This window comes from Psychromonas sp. (genome assembly GCF_983033635.1).
This window is the reverse complement of record NZ_CEZLMY010000022.1, coordinates 3,037-9,576: the sequence shown is the minus strand read 5'-3', so window position 1 is coordinate 9,576 and position 6,540 is coordinate 3,037. Positions and strand designations below refer to the sequence as shown.

Genomic DNA, 6,540 nt, shown 5'->3' with positions numbered 1-6,540 from the left:
TGCCGTTCATCTAAAGGAACGGCATTGTCATATCGGCACCTTTTAATATCAAGCGGCAGGGGCTGCTATTTTGTCAGCTTATAGCATCACCTAAGCATTATGATTACAATACAAGTTATACCTTTAAAGTGAATGACATTGTAATGACCATGAAAATTATCCCTATATCAAGCGCACAAACATTACCTATCCGCCATCGAGTATTATGGCCCAATAAATCAGCAGAATTTTGCCAAGTTGAAGATGATCATAATGGATGGCACTTCGGGGTATTGCAAAATGAACAAATTATTTGTGTAGCCTCTATCTACCCGGATGAAAAAAGTGCCAGATTAAGAAAATTTGCGACTCTGTCTGAATTCCAAGGTCAAGGTGCCGGTAGTCTGATGATCGCTTATATTCTGGATCTGCTTATTGAAAAAGAGTTCGACACTTTTTGGTGTGATGCGCGTGAAACTGCAACTGATTTTTATCAAGGTTTTGGTTTGTCAGTAGAAGGAGAGCGGTTTTATAAATCTGACGTGGCTTATTTTAAAATGAGTAAACAACTTAACTAAACTGCGGGAGCAGGGCTTCTGTTTTACCTTTAGCTGGCAGAATACCTAGACACACATCGCCATCACAAAAGAAAGCGCTTCCTTTGCCTGCCTTTTCAGGGTAATGTTTAGTTCTTATCAATGCTATTTTAGAAGAGATAGACAAGGGAATATGACAAATTAATTACCCTGATTTTTGATTAGAAAAGGGTCATGTTCTACTCTTTGCAATTAAAGCTGGTTGGATTATGTTTTTTGGGGTAGAAAATTAGCAGCAGATTAAACGAAATTATTATTTAACAGCTACTCTTTTATCTAAGATTTAGTAAAGGCAAAAAGGAATACAAAATGAAAAGAATACTCGCTATGAGTTTAGTCGTATTAACTGCAGCATGTGCTGACAATAAAAGTATGGTTGTTGATTATGGCGCGACTAACGCTAAAGAAGTGCAGCAAATTGATCCCACTATAGGCTTTCGCTCGCTCGAACAAGCCTCTTTATGCTGCGAATCGTTAAGCGGGCTGGATTACCAGAAGATTACTAAACCGGGCAAATTTGATTTCAATGTTACTCAAGAAAATGCAGCCTTTCAGTTCACTACCGGTAAATCTTTTGTTCAAGGGCTTAGCCTGCCTCAAGCAAACGGAGCGATTAAAATTGCTATATCTGCGCCTATAGTAGCCAGCGTATTTGTACCCACGGTATTGATATTGGATGAACAATATAAACCTATGCAAGTATATGGTGAAGATACAATTAAATACGATAGCGGTTCGTTATTAAATGTTGACCGTTTCTTTGGGAAAATTGAACTGCCGGCACTGTTTGCTGATGGTCGACAAGCAAAATACCTGCTTGTTTTTACAACTGAAGAAGCGATGCAGGGAACAACCAAACTCGCCGAACCATATGCGCCAGCCGAAAAATTAGGTCGCATGGATATTGTTAGCAGAATACATCTCGATCAACCTCTTCCACATACCGCTGTTGGAGTATTCAGACTCGCCTTTGATTACTTGCCGAGCAGTCAGACTTCAGCAGAGGATATGGTGGAAGGCACAACTGATAGCAGCCAAAAGGCAGAAGCTTTGCTTGTTGAAAAAAGTGTAACTGCGGCGGCGGTTACAGGGACTGCTGTCAGCAGTACAATTCAGCCAGAAACCGAAGCTATGTTTATCCAGCTTATTGAACAAGCGATTAAAAACGGTGATTCCAAAAAAGCGCTGCTCTTTGTTGAAGAAGCTGAACTGGCGGGATCAACCAAAGCCCGTGATGCTCTGTTTGATGCAATGAAAAAGTACCAATAACCGACAAGTATATAAAAGGGAGCAAAGTCTAGCTCCCTTTTCCAGCAAATTCATCCTCGTTATTTTGCGACCAGCAGATCCTGTCGGTTACTGTGAGAAATATTTTTGTGTGCCGTGGGCCTCAATAGCACTACCTAATCGTCTCATCGCTAAGGTATAGGCTGCATCTCGCATGCTACAGCCTTCTTTTTGCGCTATCTCCCATGTTTCATTGAACGCCTTATTCATTAAGTTTTCCAGACGCTGGTGCACATCTTCTAATGTCCAGTAGTAGCCATTTTTATTCTGCACCCATTCAAAATAGCTAACTGTCACGCCCCCTGCATTGGCCAGAACATCAGGAATAACCAGTATATTCTTTGCCTGAATAATTTGGTCTACATCACCAAGAATAGGGCCGTTAGCAATTTCAACAATAGTTTTGGCTTTAATCTGATTAACATTGTTGCGATTAATCACGCCTTCCAATGCGGCTGGAATAAGGATATCCACATCCAGCTCGAGAATTTGTTTATTTGTTATTGCTTGGTGTTCAACTAGTTCACATACAGTGTGTTCACAATACAGTGCGGTAACCCGGCTGGTTTGTTGCTTCCCTTTGTAGATACTTTCAACATCAAAACCTTTATCTGAATAAATACCACCTTGAGAATCACTGATGGCCACAATCTTATAACCAGCATTATGCAAAAGTCTGGCGACATGGTAACCGCCGTTGCCAAACCCTTGCACTGCCACCGTGATGTTCTTTGGATCCCAGCCCTTTTTTAGCGCTAATTGTCTGATACACATATAAGCACCACGACCAGTCGCATCATCACGCCCGAGACTGCCACCAAGACTTATCGGTTTGCCCGTGATCACTGCGGGGGCTTTAACCCGTTTTATGGTTTCATATTCATTCATCATCCAGCCCATAATTCGCTCATTGGTGTACACATCTGGTGCGGGAATATCCATATCAGGGCCGATAAAATCGGCCATGGCTCTTACATAAGCACGTGACAAACGCTCTATTTCCATCGCTGACAGTTGTTTGGGATCTACGCAAATTCCTCCTTTAGCTCCGCCATAGGGTAAACCTACCACAGAGCATTTTATGGTCATCCACAAAGCTAATGCCTGTACTTCCTGTCGGTTGACTTCCCAGTGAAATCTAATGCCGCCTTTTGATGGCCCTAAAATATTATTGTAACGACAGCGGTAGCCAGTAAAATATCGGGTTGAACCATCATCCATGCGCACTGGCAGGGTAGCTGTCAAAGTGGCTTGTGGGTGCATTAACGCATTAATAACATCCTGACTTACGCCGGCATTTTCGCCAATACGTCTCACCCGCTCTATTGCATCAGAAAATATATGTTCAGACATAATCACCCCATAAATTTGCCAAAATAAATGTATTTATCATCAAGGCGTTACAATGAAAAATTTTTTGTACAACTTGAGCTTAGGCTGAAAAACCGATATCTCCAAGCGAGTTCAACAGACGAATAATGAATTGACCCAGAAGCACTCTATTAAAAGCTGTTACGTTTATGATCTGCCGTTATTGAGTTCGGCTATCAGCCTTTTATCTTGATAGTGTAATAGGGTGTAATCGTAATATTTTGCTGTGCTTTGTATACTGGTCAGATACTAAGAAAAGATATAATAAATGATAGGGTTAAGTAACAATGCAAGATATTCATCAACTGGCAATTTTACCAAATCAAAAAGCAATTAATTCAGTGGCTGCGCTAAGCAAACTATTCAGCGCTAATCAATTTGAATTCAGCACATTGCTGTCAATGTTTAAGCACGCGGTTTTGTCCTCGGGATTTATGTCGGGGCAGGATAATTCCGAGTGGATGGCGACACGAGGTTGTAATTATATAGCGAATCCAAAATTATTTGCTACTGCGCCATTAACCTATGTCTGTGTTTTCATAGGAGAGTTATTTAATAAACTTGAACTGGAGGAAATTCAACAGAGAGTCTCTGCAGCAGTCATTGAAAATGTTTTATTACGCTTGGCTAACTTTAAAAGTGTTTAAACGGAACTAGTAAATAAAGGAGCATTCAGCTCCTTTATTTTTGCAGGTGGTAATAGGGGGCTTTTGTTTCCAGACGCAAATCTTCAATAGGTTTACCAACAGTAAAATGGTACAGACTTTGCCAGTGATTATTTTTAAAACCAAGCAGCTTATGCATCTGCTCATCAAAGAAGCAGCCTATGCCTGTTCCCCTCAAATCAAACGCCTCTGCCTGCAGATACAATACTTGACCTATCAAACCCGTTTCCCAAAACAGTCGCGGATAGAGACTTGCATCTTCCGTTAACAGCGGCTCGAAACGGGCTATCATGCCAAGACTGTAAGCGCTGTCACCGGCAATGGCCTGGTCGCAACTCAGGGCTTGCGCTTTATCCCTAAAATCGCCTTTTTGCAAAAGATATAGAGGCAAACCTTCCCTAACGAGTTGCCATTGAAAAGACGGATCGCATTGTTGCTGCAATAATGGCAGGTGTTGCGGAGTACGGACAAACATATAAAGGCCGGATTCAAGCCCTGATACAGCATGTACAAAAATGGCGAGGTGTACTTGCGGCGGATAAGGGGAAATATCAAACGGACAACTGTTGCCGGGTAAGGTTTTTGTTAAGGTATCAAGAAAAGTTGCACAATCTATCTGGCTACTGTTGCGATCAAAACTTTGCGCACTGCGTCTTTTTCTAATAATCGCTTCAGCGCTATAGGAGGAATTTAGCGCTTGCAGCGAACTTGTGGTTTGCAGGGGCGGCATATTCTGCTGCTTAATATTTGTACCTGTAGATTGGCCGGCTTGTTGTACGCGAGCTATTAATTCCCAGTCGATGTGATGCGCACTCAGTTGGTTTGGCGGATATTGATAATGAGGGGGCTGCTGTTTAGCAAACCACTCTGCAATTTTTTGAGCATTGATCTCTTTGCCGTCAACCCAGCATAGACAATCTGCATGTTCAACTTCGCCATCAACAGCAGGAAATTGTGCAAATCCTAAAAACCGATCGAGTGGCTGCTCGGCGACCTGAGGAATGACAGTTATCTTCCAACTGTTAAGATTACAGGCAAAACGTAATGCGGCCAGTGCATGTCCCAGATCATGCTGACAATAGCGATAAGCGCGCTCGCCATATTTCCAGGCTTCCCGCCAGGCAATGCTGGTTAATATAATACCGAAGCCGCCAATAGCGCTTACCTTATCTGTATCTTGCCGGTTAAAAATAGCGGTTTGTTCTAATAGATGTAAATAGGGATGGTAATGGGTCAAGCAGGCGGGATGCTGCTCAAAGCCAGGCAAAAGCAGATAACACTCGGTAGGGTGCAAATTACCACTTGATGGATTAATTCTCAGTGCCCACTCTGAATTACCCATTTTTTTCCAGGCGGAGAGCCCCATACTCAGCGATAACATAGTGGAGATAGATGCGATTGAAATTGCGCTGAGCGGAGTGCTATTTGCATCATAAAGTGCGCAATAGGGGAGTTCCCGCTCTTTATCCGGCAAGGGTAATCGAATTTTCGGCGCATCCTGATAACTACGAAATGGAACGGGCTGATTTTCCCAATCCAGATAACCAGGTGAGCGGGCAGGTCGGTGTGGAAAGTGTTTACTCTCCTGATGATATATTTTCACGGTAGCAGATCGTTTTACTTGCTCTAGGCGCATCGGTTATTCCTCGGATAAGTCTAACGTGGGCAATTGTTTGTAGTTATCTGTATAGATCGTGGTGGATCCGATACTTGCTAAGCAGTTGTAAACCTTGCCTCTGCTAATATAATTTTTCTACACTAAGCATAGTGCTAAAATTGTCATATATATTACCAAGCCCAGTTTGATTAGATCAACATAGCGTATATTATCTCTAGTCTATGAATACTTATGAATAATAAGGTTTTTATGCAGTTCCCATTTAAAAGATTTGTTGTTTTCTCCCTAATTTTAACGTTATTTGCATGCACTGAGAGTCATAAGGCAAATAATTTACGCAGCTCTGCAGTAGTCAATAATGACCTGGACGGAGATGGTATTTCTGACCGTGACGATCAATGGCCGACTGATCCGTTTCTACCTGTTATATCCAAGTTATGGGGGATTCAGGGGGAATTGTGGCGTCCAGATTCCAGATTACCCTTTGTCGCTTTAGCTGGTTATGATGAAGGCGCCACGATCCCCAACCATACTCGTATCGTTGCTAATGTACTAACTGATTTTGGGGCTTCCTCAAAAGAGGGAAGTGCAAACGATACGCTGGCATTTCAAAAAGCATTGGCTTATGCCAGTACTCAGGTGAGTGCCGATAACCCTGGTGTAGTGTATATCCCGGAAGGTGTATATGATTTAGACGAACAGTTACATATCAATGTATCTGGCTTGGTTTTGCGGGGAGCTGGTAGAGATAAATCCATCCTGCGCTTCAGTACAGGCCTTATTAATGACACCTCTGCACTGGGCGATGATAGAAAACGTCGCAAGTTAATTGTGATCGGGGGGAACTTAGATAAAAACAATGCTTTGAAGTCCGGGCTGAACTGGCGTCAATGGGATCCGAACTACAGTGCTCCATTAGATTTCAGAGTCTTACCGCAACGTGGTGATTTTTCGCTGCGTTTAGCACAACCGCTAAAGGCAAGCTTGAAAGAAAATATTATTAAACAGAACTATCGTATCCGTT

At 42.4% G+C, this 6,540-nt stretch carries 6 protein-coding genes; 4 read left to right on the top strand and 2 right to left on the bottom strand.

The features are described from left to right. Window positions 1-143 precede the first annotated feature (143 nt). Together AC4GME_RS04880 and AC4GME_RS04875 are read left to right on the top strand one after the other, a co-directional pair. Window positions 144-557, top strand: a complete 414-nt coding sequence (locus tag AC4GME_RS04880; protein WP_490379080.1) for a GNAT family N-acetyltransferase — start codon at window positions 144-146, stop codon at window positions 555-557. Between the two features lie 327 nt (window positions 558-884). After that, window positions 885-1,844 (top strand): MalM family protein, encoded by a 960-nt coding sequence (locus tag AC4GME_RS04875; RefSeq protein WP_490377013.1) that lies wholly within the window; start codon window positions 885-887, stop codon window positions 1,842-1,844. A gap of 87 nt (window positions 1,845-1,931) precedes the next feature. On the opposite strand, the gene AC4GME_RS04870 is transcribed toward AC4GME_RS04875, so the two are convergent. Continuing rightward, window positions 1,932-3,215 (bottom strand): Glu/Leu/Phe/Val family dehydrogenase, encoded by a 1,284-nt coding sequence (locus tag AC4GME_RS04870; protein WP_490377014.1) that lies wholly within the window; start codon window positions 3,213-3,215, stop codon window positions 1,932-1,934. Between the two features lie 305 nt (window positions 3,216-3,520). On the opposite strand from AC4GME_RS04870, the gene AC4GME_RS04865 reads away from it, so the two are divergent. Continuing rightward, on the top strand, window positions 3,521-3,880 hold the full coding sequence (locus AC4GME_RS04865) for a hypothetical protein (protein WP_490377015.1): 360 nt from the start codon (window positions 3,521-3,523) through the stop codon (window positions 3,878-3,880). A 34-nt stretch (window positions 3,881-3,914) separates the two neighbouring features. Here the strand turns inward: AC4GME_RS04865 and AC4GME_RS04860 are convergent, their stop codons facing one another. Then, window positions 3,915-5,534, bottom strand: a complete 1,620-nt coding sequence (locus AC4GME_RS04860) for a SagB/ThcOx family dehydrogenase (RefSeq protein WP_490377016.1) — start codon at window positions 5,532-5,534, stop codon at window positions 3,915-3,917. Window positions 5,535-5,747: 213 nt separating this feature from the next. Here AC4GME_RS04860 and AC4GME_RS04855 point away from each other — a divergent pair. Next, window positions 5,748-6,540, top strand: a 793-nt coding sequence (locus AC4GME_RS04855; RefSeq protein ID WP_490379079.1) for a glycosyl hydrolase family 28-related protein, incomplete at its 3' end; no start/stop codon positions are given.

Excerpts from the sequence above, each read along its gene's own strand:
- AC4GME_RS04880 (WP_490379080.1), top strand. The coding sequence starts at position 144 with ATGACCATGAAAATTATCCCTATATCAAGCGCACAAACATTACCTATC.
- AC4GME_RS04875 (WP_490377013.1), top strand. The coding sequence starts at position 885 with ATGAAAAGAATACTCGCTATGAGTTTAGTCGTATTAACTGCAGCATGT.
- AC4GME_RS04870 (WP_490377014.1), bottom strand. The coding sequence starts at position 3,215 with ATGTCTGAACATATATTTTCTGATGCAATAGAGCGGGTGAGACGTATT.
- AC4GME_RS04865 (WP_490377015.1), top strand. The coding sequence starts at position 3,521 with ATGCAAGATATTCATCAACTGGCAATTTTACCAAATCAAAAAGCAATT.
- AC4GME_RS04860 (WP_490377016.1), bottom strand. The coding sequence starts at position 5,534 with ATGCGCCTAGAGCAAGTAAAACGATCTGCTACCGTGAAAATATATCAT.